The following is a 17,321-nucleotide window of genomic DNA, read 5'->3' as shown; positions in this document are numbered from 1 at the left end:
CCCGCCCGTAGTGGCCCGTCCGGGTACGCGAGTGGGCCGCACCCCAGGAGGGTGCGGCCCACTCCCGTACGGGCGGCCGAAGCCGCCGTACGGGCGAGCGGTCCCGTCAGCGCGAGCGCTTCGCCAGTCGCTCCACGTCCAGCAGGATGACGGCCCGTGCTTCCAGGCGCAGCCAGCCGCGGCCCGCGAAGTCCGCGAGCGCCTTGTTGACCGTCTCGCGGGAGGCGCCGACCAACTGGGCGAGTTCCTCCTGCGTGAGGTCGTGCACGACGTGGATGCCCTCCTCGGACTGCACGCCGAAGCGGCGCGACAGGTCCAGGAGCGCGCGGGCCACCCGGCCCGGAACGTCGGAGAAGACCAGGTCGGACATCTGGTCGTTGGTCTTGCGCAGCCGACGGGCCACGGCCCGCAGCAGCGCGGTCGCGACCTCGGGGCGTACGTTCAGCCAGGGCTGGAGGTCGCCGTGGCCGAGGCCGAGCAGCTTGACCTCGGTGAGTGCCGTCGAGGTGGCGGTGCGCGGGCCCGGGTCGAAGAGCGACAGTTCGCCGATCAGTTCGCCGGGGCCGAGCACGGCCAGCATGTTCTCGCGGCCGTCGGGGGAGGTGCGGTGCAGCTTCACCTTGCCCTCGGTCACCACATAGAGGCGGTCGCCGGGGTCGCCCTCGTGGAACAGGGCGTCCCCGCGTGCGAGGGTCACCTCACTCATCGAGGCGCGCAGCTCCGCGGCCTGCTCGTCATCGAGCGCCGCGAAGAGCGGGGCGCGCCGCAGAACGTCGTCCACGTGTTCTCTCCTTGTCGACCTGCTCAGGGGGCCTGGGTCCCCATGATGCCGGACGGTAAAACAGTGCGATCAATCACTAAGGATGACTTACCCACGGGCCTGGTCGTGCTTCAGGGGGCTGATTGGGTAGGCATTTGGCGGTGACCAAGGCGGATGTCAGTGCCTGCCTCTAGGCTGGCCGGGTGTCCAACAAGCCGGTGAGAGCGCAGGTCAAGGGGGCAGGGCAGGTGACAGCAGATCGTGATTCAGCCGTGGGCGAACAGGGTGCGGCGAAGCCGGTGAGAGCGGCGAAAAAGGCGAAGGCCGAGTCGCACCTCGGCATGGTCCGCCGCGCCCGCAAGATCAATCGCGCGCTCGCGGAGGTCTATCCGTACGCCCATCCGGAGCTCGATTTCGAGGACCCCTTCCAGCTGCTGGTCGCCACGGTGCTCTCCGCCCAGACCACGGACCTGCGGGTCAACCAGACCACTCCGGCCCTCTTCGCGGCCTACCCGACGCCCGAGGACATGGCGGCGGCGGTGCCGGAGGAGCTGGAGGAGATCATCCGGCCGACGGGGTTCTTCCGCGCCAAGGCCAGGTCCCTGCTGGGGCTGTCCACGGCCCTGCGGGACGACTTCGGCGGGGAGGTGCCCGGCCGGATCGAGGACCTGGTGAAGCTGCCGGGTGTGGGCCGCAAGACCGCCAACGTGGTCCTCGGGAACTACTTCGGCGTCCCCGGCATCACCGTCGACACCCATTTCGGCCGCCTGGTGCGCCGCTGGAAGTGGACCGACGAGGAGGACCCGGTCAAGGTCGAGGCGGTGGTCGCGGAGATCTTCCCGAAGAGCGAGTGGACGATGCTCTCGCACCGCGTCGTCTTCCACGGCCGCCGTATCTGTCATTCCCGCAAGCCGGCCTGCGGAGCCTGCCCGATCGCCGCGCTGTGCCCGTCGTACGGCGAGGGCGAGACGGACCCGCAGAAGGCCGAGAAGCTGCTGAAGTACGAGAAGGGCGGGTACCCGGGGCAGCGGCTCAAGCCCCCGCAGTCGTTCCTGGACGCGGGCGGCAAACCCGCCCCGCCGCTGGGAGCGGGGCCGGCCGCACCGTGACCGAACGGGTCGGCCGAATCCGGAACGATCGTCCCGGGAGCGGACGTTGGGACAGTACGGGGGTGCCTATGAGACGTACGAGCGCGCCGAGCGCCACAAGTGAGGTGTACGGGAGCGGGGCCGCGCCACCGGCGGACGTCCCCGGTCTCCCCCTGGTCAGCGTCACCGACCGGGGTCTGCCCGGCTGGCTGGAGCCGGTGGCCGCCGCGGCCCGCAGCGTCCGGCCGGAGCAGCTCAGCGCCTTCCTGCCGCCGGCGAGCGGCAGCGGGCGGCAGTCCGCCGTTCTGGTCCTCTTCGGTGAGGGGAGGCACGGCCCCGAGCTGCTGCTGATGGAACGGGCGAGCAGCCTGCGCTCGCACGCGGGGCAGATCTCCTTCCCCGGCGGCGCCCTCGACCCCGAGGACGGCGACCCGCTGACGACGGGGCCGCTGCGGACGGCGCTGCGAGAGGCCGAGGAGGAGACCGGACTCGACCCCTCCGGTGTCCAGGTCTTCGGGGTGCTGCCCCGCCTCTACATCCCCGTCAGCGCTTTCGTGGTGACGCCCGTGCTGGGCTGGTGGCGCTCCCCGAGCCCGGTCGGCGCCGTCGACCAGGGTGAGACTGCCAGTGTCTTCACGGTGCCCGTGGCGTACCTCACGGATCCGGCGAACCGGGCCACCAGCGTGCACCCGCGTGGTCACCGCGGCCCGGCCTTCCTGCTGGAGGAGGGCCTGCTGTGGGGATTCACCGCCGGTGTGATCGACAAGGTGCTGCACTTCGCGGGCTGGGAGCGACCCTGGGACCCCTCTCGCGAGGTCCCTCTCGACTGGCACGCATGACGGACATGACAGGGTGGCGGGCGTGAACGTCCTGGACATTGTGTTGCTGCTCGCTGCCGTGTGGTTCGCGATCATCGGATACCGCCAGGGATTCGTCGTCGGCGTGCTGTCGGTGATCGGGTTCCTCGGCGGTGGGCTCGCCGCGGTCTATCTGCTGCCGGTGGTCTGGGGGTGGTTCGCCGACGGATCGTCCCTCGGCGACTCCACCACCGGCATCCTGGTGGCGGTCGTGATCGTGATCGTCTGCGCCTCGGTGGGGCAGGCCTTCACCACTCACCTCGGCAACAAGTTGCGCCGGCACATCACCTGGTCGCCCGCGCGCGCCCTGGACGCGTCCGGCGGCGCGCTGGTCAACGTCTGCGCGATGCTGCTGGTGGCGTGGCTGATCGGTTCGCTCGTCGCGGGCACCTCGCTGCCCACGGTCGGCAAGGAGGTGCGCAGTTCCAAGGTGCTGCTCGGAGTGGACCGGGTCGTGCCGGGCGAGGCCGCCAACTGGTTCGCCGACTTCAGCTCGGTGCTCGCGCAGAACGGTTTCCCACAGGTGTTCAGCCCGTTCTCCAACGAGCCGATCACCGAGGTCAGGGCCCCCGACCCGAAGCTCGCCGGCAGCCCGGTCGCGGCCCGCGCCAAGCAGTCCATCGTCAAGGTCGTCGGAACCGCGCCCAGTTGCGGCAAGGTCCTGGAGGGCACCGGCTTCGTCTTCTCCGACCGCCGCGTCATGACGAACGCGCACGTCGTCGGCGGGGTCAGCGAGCCGACCGTGCAGATCGGCGGCGAGGGCAAGCTGTACGACGCGAAGGTCGTCCTGTACGACTGGCAGCGCGACATCGCCGTCCTGGACGTGCCGAAACTGAAGGCGCGCCCGCTCCAGTTCACCGAGGGCGACGCCCGCAGCGGCGACGGGGCGATCGTCGCCGGGTTCCCGGAGAACGGCGCGTACGACGTCCGCTCGGCGCGCGTCCGCGGCCGCATCAACGCCAAGGGCCCCGACATCTACCACCGCGGCACGGTCCGTCGCGACGTCTACTCGCTGTACTCGACCGTCCGCCAGGGCAACTCCGGCGGCCCTCTGCTCACCCCCGAGGGCGAGGTGTACGGCGTCGTCTTCGCCAAGTCCCTGGACGACCCGGACACCGGATACGCGCTGACGGTCGACGAGATCCGCGACGACATCAGGATCGGCCGCACGGCCAACCAGCAGGTGGACAGCCAGGGCTGCGCACTCTGAGGTCCTGCTCCGCAGAGCCGCCGGTCCCCGACCCGAGAGGCTGAAGCATGCATCTGACGATCCTGGGCGGCGGCGGATTCCGCGTCCCGCTGGTGTACGGGGCGCTGCTGCGCGACCGCGGCGAGGGCCGTGTCACCCGCGTCACCCTGCACGACCTCGACGCGGCCCGGCTGGACGCCATCGCCCGGGTCCTCCGCGACCAGGCGGTCGCCGCCCGCGCCGAGGGCGCCCCCGACGCACCCGAGGTGCGGGTCACCACGGACCTCGACGACGCCCTGCGCGGCGCGGACTTCGTCTTCTCGGCGATCCGGGTCGGCGGCCTGGCGGGCCGGGCGGCCGACGAGCGGGTGGCCCTGGACGAAGGGGTGCTGGGGCAGGAGACCGTCGGCGCGGGCGGCATCGCCTACGGGCTGCGGACGGTGCCCGTCGCGGTCGACATCGCCCGTCGGGTGGCGCGGCTGGCCCCGGACGCCTGGGTCATCAACTTCACCAACCCCGCCGGCCTGGTCACCGAGGCGATGTCGCGCCATCTGGGAAGCCGGGTCATCGGCATCTGCGACTCACCGGTCGGCCTGGCCCGCCGGGTGGCGCGGACCCTCCAGGTGCACGACCCGGCGGCGGCCCGCGCCGACTACGTCGGCCTCAACCACCTGGGCTGGCTGCGCGGTCTGTACGTCGACGACCGCGACGTACTCCCGGAGCTGTTCGCCGACGAGGCCCGGCTGACGTCCTTCGAGGAGGGCAGGCTGTTCGGCGCGGACTGGCTGCGCGCGCTGGGCTCCGTGCCCAACGAGTACCTGCACTACTACTACTTCAACCGGGAAGCGGTGACGGCGTACCGGCAGGCGAAGCAGACCCGCGGAGCCTTCCTCAGGGACCAGCAGGCACGTTTCTACGAGGAGCTGGCCGCCGGGCCGCACCGCGCGCCCTCCGGCGCCGCCTGGCAGACCTGGGACCGTACGAGGGCCGAGCGGGAGGCGACGTACATGGCGGAGAACCGGGAGGCGGCAGGCGCGGGCGAGCGCGCCGCTGACGACCTGGAGTCCGGCGGGTACGAGTACGTCGCGCTGGCCCTGATGCGGGCCGTCGCGCGCGACGAACGCACCACGCTGATCCTCAACGTCCGCAACGCGACGCCGGACCGGCCCGGCGGCCGGGTCCTGGACGTCCTCGACGAGGCAGCCGTCGTCGAGGTCCCGTGCACGGTCGACGCGTCCGGCGCCCGCCCCGCCGCCGTGTCGCAGCTCGTCGGCCACGAGGCGGGCCTGGTGGCCGCCGTGAAGGCCGTCGAGCGCTGCGTACTGGACGCGGCGGAGAGCGGGTCGGCGCGGGACGCGGTGAAGGCGTTCGCCCTGCACCCGCTCGTCGACTCGGTCCAGGTGGCGCGCAGGCTGCTGGCGGGCTACCGGGACGCGCACCCGGGACTCGGGTACCTCCGGGAGCGTTAGCCCCGCACGCGCGCCCCGGTCCGACAGGGCGGGGGCGCGGTCGCAGCCGCGGACGACGGGTCAGGTCCGCTGGTGCCTCAGTCGCGCCGACATCCACCGGGCGCGGCGCCGGAGGATGCGCGGGATGCCCATCGCCTGACCGGGGTGTGCATGACCCTCATCGTGCGGGCGTCCCCTCTCGCGGGTGGTCGGCGCTGTGGCCGAGCGGCGGTTGCGTGCTGAGTCACCGAAGTCGTGCGTCCAGCCCATACCCCGACGTGTGCCCGGGCCCCAAGGTCGGTAATCGCCTGACGGCCCGCCAATTGGCCTATGCGGCAGGCATTTGGCTGTTCGTAGGACAAGCGTTCCGGTGGGCGGGTGGATTCTCCGGCCGCCGGGGCCGCTATCGGTCCTGTTCGGGGTCCTGCAGCCAGCTCACCAGCTCGGTGGAGAAGGCTGCCGGGTCCTCCTCGTGCGGGAAGTGCCCGAGCCCGTCGAACAACCGCCACCGGTAGGGCGCGTCGACGTACTCGCCGGAACCGGCCGCACTGCGCGTGCGCATCACCGGGTCGAGCGCACCGTGCAGGTGCAGTGTCGGCACCCGCACCGGCGCCTTCATCCGCCGGTTGAACTGGAGCCCGTCGGGGCGCGCCATCGACCGCACCATCCACCGGTACGGCTCGATCGAGCAGTGCGCGGTCGAGGGGATCTGGATCACCCGGCGGTAGGTGTCCACGTCCTTGTCCTCCGGCTGCCGGGGCCCCGACCACTCGCGGATCAGCCGGCCGGTCAGCGCCGCGTCGTCCGCGACCAGCTGCCGTTCCGGCACCCACGGCCGCTGGAAGCCCCAGACGTAGGATCCGGCCCGGGTCTGGGCGAAGTCCGACAGCATCGCCGCGCGCCAGCGCCTGGGGTGCGGCATCGACGAGACGACCAGCCGACGCACCAGCTTGGGCCGCATCGCCGCAGCCGTCCACGCCAGGTACCCGCCCAGGTCGTGCCCGACGAGCGCGGCGTCCGGCTCGCCCAGGGACCGTACGACCCCGGTGATGTCGAGTGCGAGGTTGGCCGGGTCGTAACCCCGAGGCGTACGGTCGCTGCCGCCCACCCCGCGCAGGTCCATGGCCACGGCCCGGTAGCCGGCGTCGGCGAGCGCGGTCATCTGGTGCCGCCAGGTCCACCAGAACTGGGGGAACCCGTGCAGCAGCAGGACCAGCGGCCCCTCTCCCAGCTCCGCGATGTGGAAGCGGGCGCCGTTGGCAGCCACGTCCCGGTGCGTCCACGGGCCGTCGAGCCGTACGAGAGAGGCCGTCGATCCGTTGCCGGAGGCCGACGGTCCGCTTGCCGGGGCCGGCGGGAGCGTACCGGAGGAGCTGTCCGCGTCGAGGGCTGTCATACCGATGAGCGTGTCACAACGACCGTGGCGTCCTGCACCTCTCGCGGGTGCGGCTTCGCGTTCCCGAGGACGGCGGCAGTCTCCTTGGCGGAGGCGGCGACCTTCTGCGGGCCCTTGCCCTGCTTGGCCTTCTTCGCGAAGACGCCGCCGATCAATGCGAGCAGTCCTGCCACCAGCAGGTTCGCGACGAAGGAGAGCAGGAAGCAGACGGAGAGGTGCCAATCGCTCCACGCGTGGATGCCGTACGCCAGCGCGAAGCTCAGCATGGGCAGCGAAAAGATCAGTACGACCCCCGCCAGGCCGAACACCCCGCCGCCGACCGCGCCGCGCTTGACGTCCTGCCGGAGCTGGATCTTCGCCAGCGCGATCTCGTCGTGCACGAGCGCGGACATCTCGGTGGTCGCCGCGGCGACCAGCTGGCCGAGGCTGCGCTCGGCGCTCTCGACGCCGTGGACGTTGCGCGCGGGGTCGCTCATCGCTGTCTCCTTCTTCGGTTCAAGCTGTACGAGTCCGGGCCCGTCGCGGCCCGGACTCGTTGGATCGCCAGTCAGATCATGCCGGACCGGCGCCCTCGTCGCGCGCTGCCCCCGGCACTTCTCCGGTCTTGTCGCCACCGGCGCACTGCTCGGCCAGCTTCCGGTGCTCCTCGGCCTTCGCCTCGTGGATCGCGGCCATCCGCAGGTGGTAGTCCTGCTGGCCCACCTCGTAGATGTCCGGCACGCCGCTCATGTCCTCGTCGCGCTCTTCCTCTTCGTAGAGCGCACGGTACTTGCGGACCCGCATCCTCAGCAGTACCGCGGACAGCAGGGCCGCGATCAGCGAGCCGATGAGAACGGACGCCTTCACCTCGTCGGCGAGCTTCAGGTCGTCGGTGAAGGCGAGTTCGCCGATCAGCAGCGAAACGGTGAAGCCGATTCCGGCCAGCGTGGCGATCGCGAGGACGTCGGGCCAGACCAGGTCGTCGTTGAGTTCCGCCTTGGTGAACCGGGCCGCCAGCCAGGTACCGCCGAAGATGCCCAGCGCCTTGCCGAGCACCAGACCCAGCACCACGCCCAGCGTCTCCGGCTTGGTGAACACGTCGGCGAGCGCACCGCCGGTGACGGCGACACCGGCCGAGAACAGGGCGAACATCGGGACCGCCAGCCCCGCCGACACCGGTCGCACCAGGTGTTCGATGTGCTCGCCCGGCGAGTGCTCCTCGCCCTCACGTCGCGAGCAGCGCAGCATCAGACCCATCGCGACACCGGCGATGGTGGCGTGCACGCCGCTGTTGTACATCAGGCCCCAGATCGCCAGGGCCAGCGGCACGTACACGTACCAGCCGCGGACGCCCACGCGCAGCAGCAGCCAGAAGAGGGCCAGGCCGACGACCGCGCCGCCGAGCGCCAGGAAGTTGAGGTCGCTGGTGAAGAAGACCGCGATGATCAGGATCGCGAAGAGGTCGTCGACGACCGCCAGGGTCAGCAGGAAGGCCCGCAGCGCGGACGGCAGCGAGGTGCCGATGACCGCGAGGACGGCCAGGGCGAAGGCGATGTCGGTGGCGGTCGGGACGGCCCAGCCGCCCAGGTCGCCGCCGCCGAAGGTGTTCACCGCGACGTAGACCAGGGCGGGGGCGGCCATGCCGCAGATGGCGGCGATCACCGGGAGGGCGGCGGCCTTGGGGTCGCGCAGTTCGCCCGCCACCAGCTCGCGCTTGAGCTCGATGCCGGCGACGAAGAAGAAGATGGCCAGCAGACCGTCGGCGGCCCAGTGCTGGATGCTCAGGTTCAGGTGGAGGAAGTCCGGGCCGAAGTGCAGATGGCGGAAGGCCTCGTAACTCGCTCCGAAGGTGTTCGCCCAGATCAGTGCGGCGATCGCGGCTATGAGGAGCAGGATCCCGCCGACCGTCTCGGTGCGCAGCGCGTTGGCCACATACGTTCGCTCGGGGAGCGGGAGCCGGCCGAGCACCTTGCGGTCCCCGGGCGGGGTGGGGGTGGGCGTGGGGGTCTGAGGGGGGGCGGCCACGGGAAAAACCTCCGGTCGGTGGGCAGCACGAAGCACATTGCCGACCAGACTTCCCGGCGCACCTGTTGAGTTTTGACGCGCTCCTGACGCGACGATCAACTCTACCCGGGGTGCGCAAGGACGTATCCGGCGATCTTCACCATACGAGCGATAAGGGCACCCGGCACGGCGGAGCCGCCGTCCGGATGCCCTTGCCCGCGATGACGCGTTTCAGTCCTCGTTCTGTGCCGAGCTCGGCAGCTTCGCCTGGATGAGGCCCATCACCGAGGCGTCGGTGAGCGTCGAGACGTCGCCCAGCTCACGGTCCTCGGCGATGTCGCGCAGCAGCCGGCGCATGATCTTTCCGGAGCGGGTCTTGGGGAGTTCCGCGACCGGCAGGATGCGCTTCGGCTTGGCGATCGGGCCGAGGGCCGTGCCGACGTGGCCGCGGAGTTCGGCGACGAGCGTCTCGGTCTCCGACGCGGTGCCGCGCAGGATCACGAAGGCGACGATCGCCTGACCGGTCGTCTCGTCGGCGGCGCCCACGACGGCCGCCTCGGCGACCGACGGGTGCGAGACGAGCGCCGATTCGACCTCGGTGGTGGAGATGTTGTGGCCGGAGACCAACATCACGTCGTCGACCCGGCCCAGCAGCCAGATGTCGCCGTCGTCGTCCTTCTTCGCACCGTCACCGGCGAAGTACTTGTCCTGGAACCGGGCCCAGTACGTGTCGAGGAAGCGCTGGTCGTCGCCCCAGATCGTGCGGAGCATGGACGGCCACGGCTCCGTCAGCACCAGGTAGCCGCCACCGCCGTCGGGGACCTCGCGGGCCTCGTCGTCGACCACGGTCGCGGAGATTCCGGGCAGTGCGCGCTGCGCCGAGCCCGGCTTGGTCTCCGTCACGCCCGGCAGCGGCGCGATCATCATCGCCCCGGTCTCGGTCTGCCACCAGGTGTCCACGATGGGGCACTTGTCGGCGCCGATGTGCTTGCGGTACCACATCCACGCCTCGGGGTTGATCGGCTCGCCGACCGATCCCAGGACGCGCAGGGACGACAGGTCGAACTTCGCGGGGATGTCGTCGCCCCACTTCATGAACGTGCGGATCGCGGTCGGCGCGGTGTAGAGGATCGTCACGCCGTACTTCTGGACGATCTCCCAGAAGCGCCCCTGGTGCGGGGTGTCGGGCGTGCCCTCGTACATGACCTGCGTGGCGCCGTTCGCGAGCGGGCCGTACACGATGTACGAGTGTCCGGTCACCCAGCCGATGTCGGCGGTGCACCAGTAGACGTCGGTCTCCGGCTTGAGGTCGAAGACCGCGTGGTGGGTGTACGCCGTCTGGGTGAGGTAGCCGCCGGAGGTGTGCAGGATGCCCTTGGGCTTACCCGTCGTGCCGGAGGTGTAGAGGATGAACAGCGGGTGCTCGGCGTCGAAGGCCTCCGGCGTGTGCTCGGCGGACTGACGCTCCACGATCTCGTGCCACCACACGTCGCGGGTCCCGTCCCACGCCGTCTCCTGCTGCGTGCGCTGTACCACGAGCACGTGCTCCACCTGCGGGCACTTGGCCACGGCCTCGTCGATCGCGGGCTTCAGCGCGGTCGGCTTGCCGCGCCGGTAGCCGCCGTCGGCGGTGATGACGAGCTTCGCGTCGGCGTCCTGGATGCGGGAGGCGACGGCGTCGGCGGAGAAACCGCCGAAGACGACCGAGTGCGCGGCGCCGATCCGGGCGCAGGCCAGCATCGCGATCGCGGCTTCGGGGATCATCGGCAGGTAGACGGCGACGCGGTCGCCCTTGCGTACGCCCAGCTCGGTCAGGGCGTTCGCGGCGCGCGACACCTCGTCCTTGAGCTCCGCATACGTGAGGGCGCGGCTGTCGCCCGGCTCGCCCTCGAAGTGGATGGCGACGCGGTCGCCGTTGCCGGCCTCGACGTGCCGGTCCACGCAGTTGTACGCGACGTTGAGCGCGCCGTCCGCGAACCACTTCGCGAAGGGCGGGTTCGACCAGTCAAGCGTCTCGGTGGGCTCGGTGGCCCAGGTGAGCCGGCGCGCCTGCTCGGCCCAGAAACCGAGACGATCGGCCTTGGCCTGCTCGTACGCCTCCGCGGTGACGTTGGCGTTCGCGGCCAGTTCTGCGGGAGGAGCGAATCGACGCTCCTCCTTCAAAAGATTGGCCAGGCTTTCATTGCTCACGACATCTCCCATTCCCAGGGCGTCCGATGTGTCCCGGTGTCCAGCTCATCAGTCCGGGGGCCGGGTGACAAGAGCCATCGGACAATTGGTTTAGACCTGTTGCGGCTCTGAGCTGCTGCGCACGGCCGCGACGTACCGCCTGCGTCTCCCCCGGCCTCCGCGCCCGACACTCCGGCGGCCCCCCGCGCGTCCCTGCGCGGGGGGCCATACGGTTGCACGGACGTATGCCCGCGAAGGTTCAGGCGTTGAGGTCCTCCAGTTCGGAGTGCGACGACGGCTTCGGCCGCGTCACCGGCTTCGCATGGGGCGGCAGCTCGGTGTGCGCAGGCAGCCGTGAGGGTGCGGGCTGTTCGGGGTCCGCCGAGGGCGTCACCCGGTCGAAGACCTCGATGGTCTCCCCGACGCGAGCCCCGTCGACCAGCAAGTACGCCTGTGCCTCGCCCACGTGGAAGTACATTCCGTGCAGTTCCAGCGTGCCCTCGGCGAGCCGCCGCTTGACCGACTCGTGCTGCCGCAGGTGCTCCAACTGCTGGACCACGTTGGTCAGGCACAGCTGCTCGACCGCATCGGTGGGCAGCCGCCCGGAGATCCGTGCCCACGAGTGGGACCGGCTCGTCATCCGCTTGAGACTCGGCGTCCCGTGCCGCAGCCAGCGTCGCAGCGGGGTGTCCGCCCCGCCCTCGGCCGGCCCGTTGAGCAGGGCCTGCATCGCCCCGCAACCGGAATGCCCGCAGATGGTGATCGACTCGACCCCCAGCACGTCCACGGCGTACTCGATGGCAGCGGCGACCGAGTCGTCCCCGGCCTCGACGCCGGCCGGCGGTACCAGGTTGCCCACGTTGCGCACGGTGAACAGGTCGCCCGGCCCGCTCGACGTGATCATGCTCGTGACCAGACGGGAGTCCGCGCAGGTCAGGAAGAGCTGGGTCGGCTGCTGTCCCTCGCGGGCCAGTCGGGCCAGTTCGTCGCGGACCAGCGGCGCGGTGTTGCGCTGGAACGCGCTGAGCCCGCTGGCCAGGTGACGCGTGCGCGCGGGGCGGGACGGCGTGGACGCTTCGGCGGTCGGGGCGTGTTCCGCACAGTGGTGGTTGCGCCAAGGCGTCCACGGCCGGCAGCAGTGGTGCGCCGGATGCGAAGCGGAACCGGAGACCCGGATGCCGGTACGGCCCGTGACCTCGACCTTTCCGCCCTGCGCCACATGGCAGTCCTGCCAGGTCTGCAAGGTCTCGTACGCCGCGTGGTCCATGAAGGAACCGTCCAGCTCCACCACCGCGTGCGCCCCGCGCGGCACCTGGCTCAGGGTCCGGCTCAGCCGGGGCACGGCCAGGAAGGTCAACTGGCCGCGGGCCCGTACGTGATGGACTCCGTCGGACGTGACCTCCGTGACGATGCGAGTCCTGGCCAGCCGGTGCATGGCGACGGCGACGGCGACGGCGACGCCCACGGCCACGCCCTCCAGTACGCCGAACAGCACGACACCGGCGACCGTGGTGGCGTACACCAGGAACTCCCGGTGCCGGTGCACGTTGCGGATGTGCGCGAAGCTCACCATCTGGATGCCGACCACCATCACGAGGGCGGCGAGCGCGGCGAGCGGGATCCACTCCAGCACGCCGACCAGCAGCGCCGCGGCGAGCAGCACCCACACCCCGTGCAGCACGGTGGAGGCCCGGCTGACCGCACCCGCCCGGACGTTGGCGGAACTGCGCACGGCTCCGCCGGAGATCGGCAGGCCGCCGAGCAGCCCGGTCAGCATGTTGGAGGCGCCCTGTGCGCGCAGCTCGCGGTCCAGGTCGGAGCGCGGCACCGGCGCCGTTCCGGCGGTGGCCGCCCGGTCGGCGGACAGCTTGTCCACGGCCACCGCGGACAGCAACGATTCCAGGCTCGCCACCAGCGTCACGGTCAGCACCGCCGCCAGCAGGGCGAGTACCGGACCGTCAGGCATCTCCGGCAGCGCGTGACTGCGCCAGGACGGCAGGTCGACCCGGGCGATACGGGGGGCCGCGAGGGCGGCGACCGCCGTGGCGAGCGCGACCGACGCGAGCGCCGCGGGGGTCTTGCGGAGGATCCGTCCCGTACGGCCGGGAAGGCGTGGCCACAGGGCCAGCACGGCGATGGTGAGCGCGCCGATCAGGGGCGCGGCCGGGCGGACGTCCGCCAGTTGCTCGGGCAGCGCCAGGGCGTTGGCGGTGGCGGAGCTCTGCGGCGAGCCGCCGAGGACGATGTGCAGCTGGGCCAGTGCGATGGCGACGCCGATGCCGGCGAGGGTGCCGTGCACGATGGCGGGGCTGACGGCGAGCGCGTTGCGCGCTGCCTTGAGGGATCCCAGGAGGACCTGCACCAGACCTGCGCAGATCACGATCCCGCAGGTGGTGCGCCATCCGTACCGCTGAATCAGCTCGGCGGTCACGACGGTCAGCCCGGCGGAGGGGCCGCTGACCTGGAGGGGGGAGCCGCCGAGCAGGCCGGCGACGATGCCGCCGACGGCGGCGCCGATCAGACCCGCCTGGAGCGGCGCGCCGATGGCGACGGCCAGCCCGAGTGACATGGGCACCGCGATCAGGAAGACGGTGATCGAGGCGGACACGTCGGAGCCGGCGATTCTGAAGCGGCCTCGGCGGGATCCGCCCTCGCCGGGTGCGCCGGAGGCATCGGGCGGCGGGCTGTGCGGTCGCTGGAACCGGGAGGCCCGGGTGGTGCGCGAGGTGTGGTCGGGGCGAGTGGGTACGCAAGCAGACATCTTTGTCTCCTCCGGGGCAGCGCGGGTCGCGGGACTGAGGTGTCGCGGCCGTGGGTCACGGCGTGCAGCGGGGGACTTAAAACTCTCGGTAAACGAATCGTAATTCAGAGTAAAGAGTTGGCAGGGCCTATGGGGGCAAATGGGTCATGCGTTCACCCGAACCGGTGAATAAAGCTTTCCTACGGCTTGTCGCATCAATGGGCGTGTGGGTGCATGCGAGGTTTGCCGCGCCGTTTCGGCCTGTTCGGGCTGCGGCCGTTGGAAAAGCCGATCCAGAAAGAGGTGGGCGGATGATGGCCGCCACGAAGAGAGTCACTTTCGGCGTCACAGCCGCGGTAATGTCCCTGGCCTTTCTCGCGGGCTGCGCGGACTCCGCCGACCGGGGCGCCGACGTGGGCCGCAGCGGTGCTCACGGTGCCAAGGAGAACGGTCCGGCCGCCGCCCCCAAGAGCCCTGTCCGCCTCATCGGCGACGGCTCCACCGCGTACACCGGGCCCCAGCCGTTCCAGCCCGTACCGCGGAAACTGACGCCCGGTGAGAAACCGCCGCAGTTCGTGGTGTTCTCCTGGGACGGCGCCGGAGAGGACAGCCAGCGGCTCTTCTCGCACTTCCGCAAGGTCGGCCAGAAGTACGGCGCGAAAATGACGTACTTCCTCAGTGGCGTCTATCTCCTGCCCGAGGACAAGAAGACGCTCTACAACCCGCCCCGGCATTCGGTGGGCCGCTCCGACATCGGCTTCAACGACGCCAAGGGAATCAAGGACACCGTGGAGCAGATCCGCGGCGCCTGGTTCGAGGGCAACGAGATCGGCACCCACTTCAACGGCCACTTCTGCGGCAAGGACGGCGGCGTCGGCACCTGGTCGAAGGAGGAGTGGAAGAGCGAGATCCTCCAGGCCAAGGCCTTCGTCAAGAACTGGAAGTCCAACGCGGCCCTCAAGTCCGTGAAGCCGCTGCCCTTCGACTACGAAACGGAACTGATCGGCGCGCGCACCCCGTGCCTGGAGGGCCGCAGGAACTTCATGCGCGCGGCCTCCGAGATGGGCTTCCGCTACGACACCAGCGGCGTCAACGACCAGATCTGGCCCGAGAAGCAGGGCAGGCTCTGGGACCTGTCGATGCAGCTGGTCCCCATCCCGGGCCGCGCCTTCCAGACCCTGTCCATGGACTACAACTTCTACATGAACCAGTCCGGCGCGACCCGGGGTGACGAGAGCAAGCACGAGTACTGGGGCAACCAGATGCGCGACGGCCTGGTGCAGGCATTCGAGCGCTCGTACCGGGGCAACCGCGCCCCGCTGATCATCGGCAACCACTTCGAGTCCTGGAACGGCGGCACGTACATGCGCGCCATCGAGGACACCATCAAGACCGTCTGCACCCAGCAGGAGGTGCGCTGCGTGTCCTTCCGCCAGCTCGCGGACTGGCTGGACGCCCAGGACCCGCAGGTGCTGGCCAAGCTCCGCACCCTGAAGGTCGGCCAGGCGCCGAAGCCGGACTGGAGCACCTTCCTGGCCCAGCCCCCGGCCGCCGTCGCGCCCGCGAAGCACGCCGAACGTCACTGACCCCCAGGACGGATCACGAGGGCTGGGGAACCGCCCGCCGCTCGTCCAGTACGAAGGCCGGGTCGACCTGGGCAGCCAGGTCGGCGCCGGTCTTCGCGTTCCCCCAGCTCTCCGCGTTCTTCAGGTGGAAGTGCACCATCTGACGGGTGTAGCGCTCCCAGTCGCGGTGCGCGTAGCTGTCCTCGGCGGCGTTCTGCAGGACCTGGAGGGCGAGGCGGTTGTCTGCCTCCAGCAGCTCGAACCGGGACGGGCGGCCCTTCTCCATGCCGCGCACCCAGTCCGAGTGGCCCATGGTCACCAGCAGGTCGTCGCCGACCTCCTCACGCAGGAAGTCCAGGTCGTCCTGGCCCTGCACCTTGTTGCCGACGACCTTGAGCGCGATGCCGTAGTCCCGGGTGTACTCCTTGTACTGGCGGTAGACCGAGACACCCTTGCGGGTCGGTTCGGCGACCAGGAACGTCATGTCGAAGCGGGTGAACATGCCCGACGCGAAGGAGTCCGAGCCGGCCGTCATGTCGACGACGACGTACTCGTCGGGCCCGTCGACCAGGTGGTTCAGGCACATCTCGACCGCGCCGACCTTGGAGTGGTAGCAGGCCACCCCCAGATCGGACTCGGTGAACGGGCCCGTCGCCATCAGCCGGATCTCGCCGTCGTCGAGGAGGACCGGGCGTGCGCACGCGTCGTACACCGGGTTGTCCTCGCGGACGCGCAGCAGCCGGGACCCCTCGCCCGGCGGCGTTGTCTTGATCATGGTCTCGGCGGAGGCGATACGGGGATTGGCGCCCCGCAGGTAGTTCTTGATGAGGTCCAGGTGCGCGCCCATCGCGGGCATCGCCGCCGCCTCGGACTCGTCGAGGCCGAGGGCCGCACCCAGGTGCTGGTTGATGTCGGCGTCGACGGCGACGACGGGGGCCTCGTTGGCGGTGAGGTGGCGGATGAACAGTGAGGACAGCGTGGTCTTGCCACTGCCGCCCTTCCCGACGAAAGCGATCTTCATGTTCACCAAGGGTAATCGCACGAACGCGGTGCGTCGGTGCGATCAGTGAAGAAGACCACTCCAAGGTGGGGTGGACCGGGGTGGGCCCGATCGGTGCGTACGCTCGCTGCTTATGAGTACGAACGCTGATCCGCTGGCGGCGCTGGGCGCGCTGACCGGCGTGCCCGAGGCCGTGGATTCCGTACGCAAGGCCGTGGACCGGGTCTACGGGCACCGCGTCATGCGGCGTCGCAGCAACTCGATCACCGGCGAGGCGGCGCTGCGCGGCGCACGCGGCTCGGCGGCGCTCTCGGGCGCGGACTGGGCGCTGGAGGAAGTGCGCCGAAGGACCGACTTCAGCGGCGACGACGAGGCGCGGGTGATCGGCGGTGCGCTGAGGTTGACGGCCGAGGCCGGTCAGCTGCTGTCCATCTGGCGGCAGTCGCCGCTGCGGGTGCTGGCACGGCTGCACCTGGTGGCCGCCGGTGGGGCGGGGGTCGCCGACGAACTGGTCGGACGGCCGAGGCTGGCGGGCGAGGCCGTGTCCGAGTCGCTGATCGAGCTGCCGCTGCCGAGTGCGACCGAGGTGGCGGGGCGGCTGGAGGGTCTGTCGCAACTCGTCATCGCGGGGGGTGCGGCGGCTCCCGCCCTGGTCACCGCGGCCGTCGTGCACGGAGAGCTGCTGGCGCTGCGGCCCTTCGGTTCGCACAACGGTCTCGTCGCGCGGGCTGCCGAGCGCATCGTGCTGATCAACAGCGGTCTGGACCCCAAGTCGGTCTGCCCGGCCGAGGTCGGTCACGCCGAACGGGGCCGGGCGGAGTACGTCGCGGCTCTGGAGGGATACGTGTCCGGTACGCCGGAGGGCGTGGCGGCGTGGATCGTGCACTGCGGGCGCGCGGTGGAACTGGGAGCGCGCGAGTCGATGGCGGTGTGCGAGGCGTTGCAGCGCGGCGCGGCCTGACGGCTCGTCGCGCCGACGGTTCCGGCGGTCGGTGGGCACGAAAGTGCGGCGGTACCGATATCGGTACCGCCGCTGGCATGTCCGTCGAGTTACCAAGCGTCCTCGAAATGTGCCCATCAGGTCGGGAGCTTTGCCCGTCACCTGGTGCGGCTGGCCCGTAATCGA

General features: G+C 70.7%; 14 protein-coding genes. 6 read left to right on the top strand and 8 right to left on the bottom strand.

Annotated features, from left to right (window positions below):
• Positions 1 to 106: 106 nt before the first annotated feature.
• Complete coding sequence (locus ACQPZG_RS16035; RefSeq protein ID WP_185033934.1) at positions 107 to 781, bottom strand: Crp/Fnr family transcriptional regulator; 675 nt, start codon at positions 779 to 781, stop codon at positions 107 to 109.
• 251 nt (positions 782 to 1,032) lie between these two features.
• Here ACQPZG_RS16035 and nth point away from each other — a divergent pair, with 251 nt between their 5' ends.
• The 4 genes from nth (at position 1,033) to ACQPZG_RS16015 (ending at position 5,363) form a co-directional block, all read left to right on the top strand.
• Positions 1,033 to 1,869: an endonuclease III gene (gene nth / locus ACQPZG_RS16030; protein WP_433549429.1), complete on the top strand. Its 837-nt coding sequence runs from the start codon at positions 1,033 to 1,035 to the stop codon at positions 1,867 to 1,869.
• A gap of 68 nt (positions 1,870 to 1,937) precedes the next feature.
• Complete coding sequence (locus ACQPZG_RS16025) at positions 1,938 to 2,687, top strand: NUDIX hydrolase (protein WP_433546436.1); 750 nt, start codon at positions 1,938 to 1,940, stop codon at positions 2,685 to 2,687.
• A gap of 22 nt (positions 2,688 to 2,709) precedes the next feature.
• A complete protein-coding gene (locus tag ACQPZG_RS16020; RefSeq protein WP_433546435.1) occupies positions 2,710 to 3,915 on the top strand; it encodes a MarP family serine protease in 1,206 nt (401 codons plus the stop codon).
• 47 nt (positions 3,916 to 3,962) lie between these two features.
• Entirely contained in the window at positions 3,963 to 5,363 is a 1,401-nt protein-coding gene (locus tag ACQPZG_RS16015) for a 6-phospho-beta-glucosidase (protein WP_433546434.1), read from the top strand.
• A 60-nt stretch (positions 5,364 to 5,423) separates the two neighbouring features.
• Here the strand turns inward: ACQPZG_RS16015 and ACQPZG_RS16010 are convergent, their stop codons facing one another.
• The 6 genes from ACQPZG_RS16010 to ACQPZG_RS15985 form a co-directional block, all read right to left on the bottom strand.
• On the bottom strand, positions 5,424 to 5,612 hold the full coding sequence (locus tag ACQPZG_RS16010) for a hypothetical protein (protein WP_433546433.1): 189 nt from the start codon (positions 5,610 to 5,612) through the stop codon (positions 5,424 to 5,426).
• A 133-nt stretch (positions 5,613 to 5,745) separates the two neighbouring features.
• Positions 5,746 to 6,738, bottom strand: a complete 993-nt coding sequence (locus ACQPZG_RS16005) for an alpha/beta fold hydrolase (RefSeq protein WP_433546432.1) — start codon at positions 6,736 to 6,738, stop codon at positions 5,746 to 5,748.
• Positions 6,735 to 7,214 (bottom strand): phage holin family protein, encoded by a 480-nt coding sequence (locus ACQPZG_RS16000; RefSeq protein WP_433546431.1) that lies wholly within the window; start codon positions 7,212 to 7,214, stop codon positions 6,735 to 6,737. Before ACQPZG_RS16000 ends, ACQPZG_RS16005 begins: the two co-directional genes overlap by 4 nt.
• Before the next feature lie 76 nt (positions 7,215 to 7,290).
• Positions 7,291 to 8,742: a Na+/H+ antiporter NhaA gene (gene nhaA, locus ACQPZG_RS15995; RefSeq protein WP_433546430.1), complete on the bottom strand. Its 1,452-nt coding sequence runs from the start codon at positions 8,740 to 8,742 to the stop codon at positions 7,291 to 7,293.
• Between the two features lie 210 nt (positions 8,743 to 8,952).
• Positions 8,953 to 10,923 carry an acetate--CoA ligase gene (acs, locus tag ACQPZG_RS15990; RefSeq protein WP_433546429.1) on the bottom strand — a complete coding sequence of 657 codons (1,971 nt, stop codon included), beginning with the start codon at positions 10,921 to 10,923 and terminating at the stop codon, positions 8,953 to 8,955.
• A 226-nt stretch (positions 10,924 to 11,149) separates the two neighbouring features.
• Positions 11,150 to 13,651 carry a bifunctional SulP family inorganic anion transporter/carbonic anhydrase gene (locus ACQPZG_RS15985; protein WP_433546428.1) on the bottom strand — a complete coding sequence of 834 codons (2,502 nt, stop codon included), beginning with the start codon at positions 13,649 to 13,651 and terminating at the stop codon, positions 11,150 to 11,152.
• Between the two features lie 290 nt (positions 13,652 to 13,941).
• Between ACQPZG_RS15985 and ACQPZG_RS15980 the strand changes: the two genes are divergently transcribed.
• On the top strand, positions 13,942 to 15,216 hold the full coding sequence (locus tag ACQPZG_RS15980) for a hypothetical protein (RefSeq protein ID WP_433546427.1): 1,275 nt from the start codon (positions 13,942 to 13,944) through the stop codon (positions 15,214 to 15,216).
• 13 nt (positions 15,217 to 15,229) lie between these two features.
• On the opposite strand, the gene ACQPZG_RS15975 is transcribed toward ACQPZG_RS15980, so the two are convergent.
• Complete coding sequence (locus ACQPZG_RS15975; RefSeq protein ID WP_433546426.1) at positions 15,230 to 16,216, bottom strand: ATP-binding protein; 987 nt, start codon at positions 16,214 to 16,216, stop codon at positions 15,230 to 15,232.
• Positions 16,217 to 16,328: 112 nt separating this feature from the next.
• Between ACQPZG_RS15975 and ACQPZG_RS15970 the strand changes: the two genes are divergently transcribed.
• Complete coding sequence (locus tag ACQPZG_RS15970) at positions 16,329 to 17,156, top strand: oxidoreductase (protein ID WP_433546425.1); 828 nt, start codon at positions 16,329 to 16,331, stop codon at positions 17,154 to 17,156.
• Positions 17,157 to 17,321: the final 165 nt, after the last annotated feature.

This window comes from Streptomyces sp. CA-294286 (assembly GCF_050947155.1).
In the GTDB taxonomy this organism is placed as follows: Bacteria; Actinomycetota; Actinomycetes; order Streptomycetales; family Streptomycetaceae; genus Streptomyces.
Note: the sequence above shows the minus strand (reverse complement) of the source record. Positions and strands in the feature narration are given on the sequence as shown.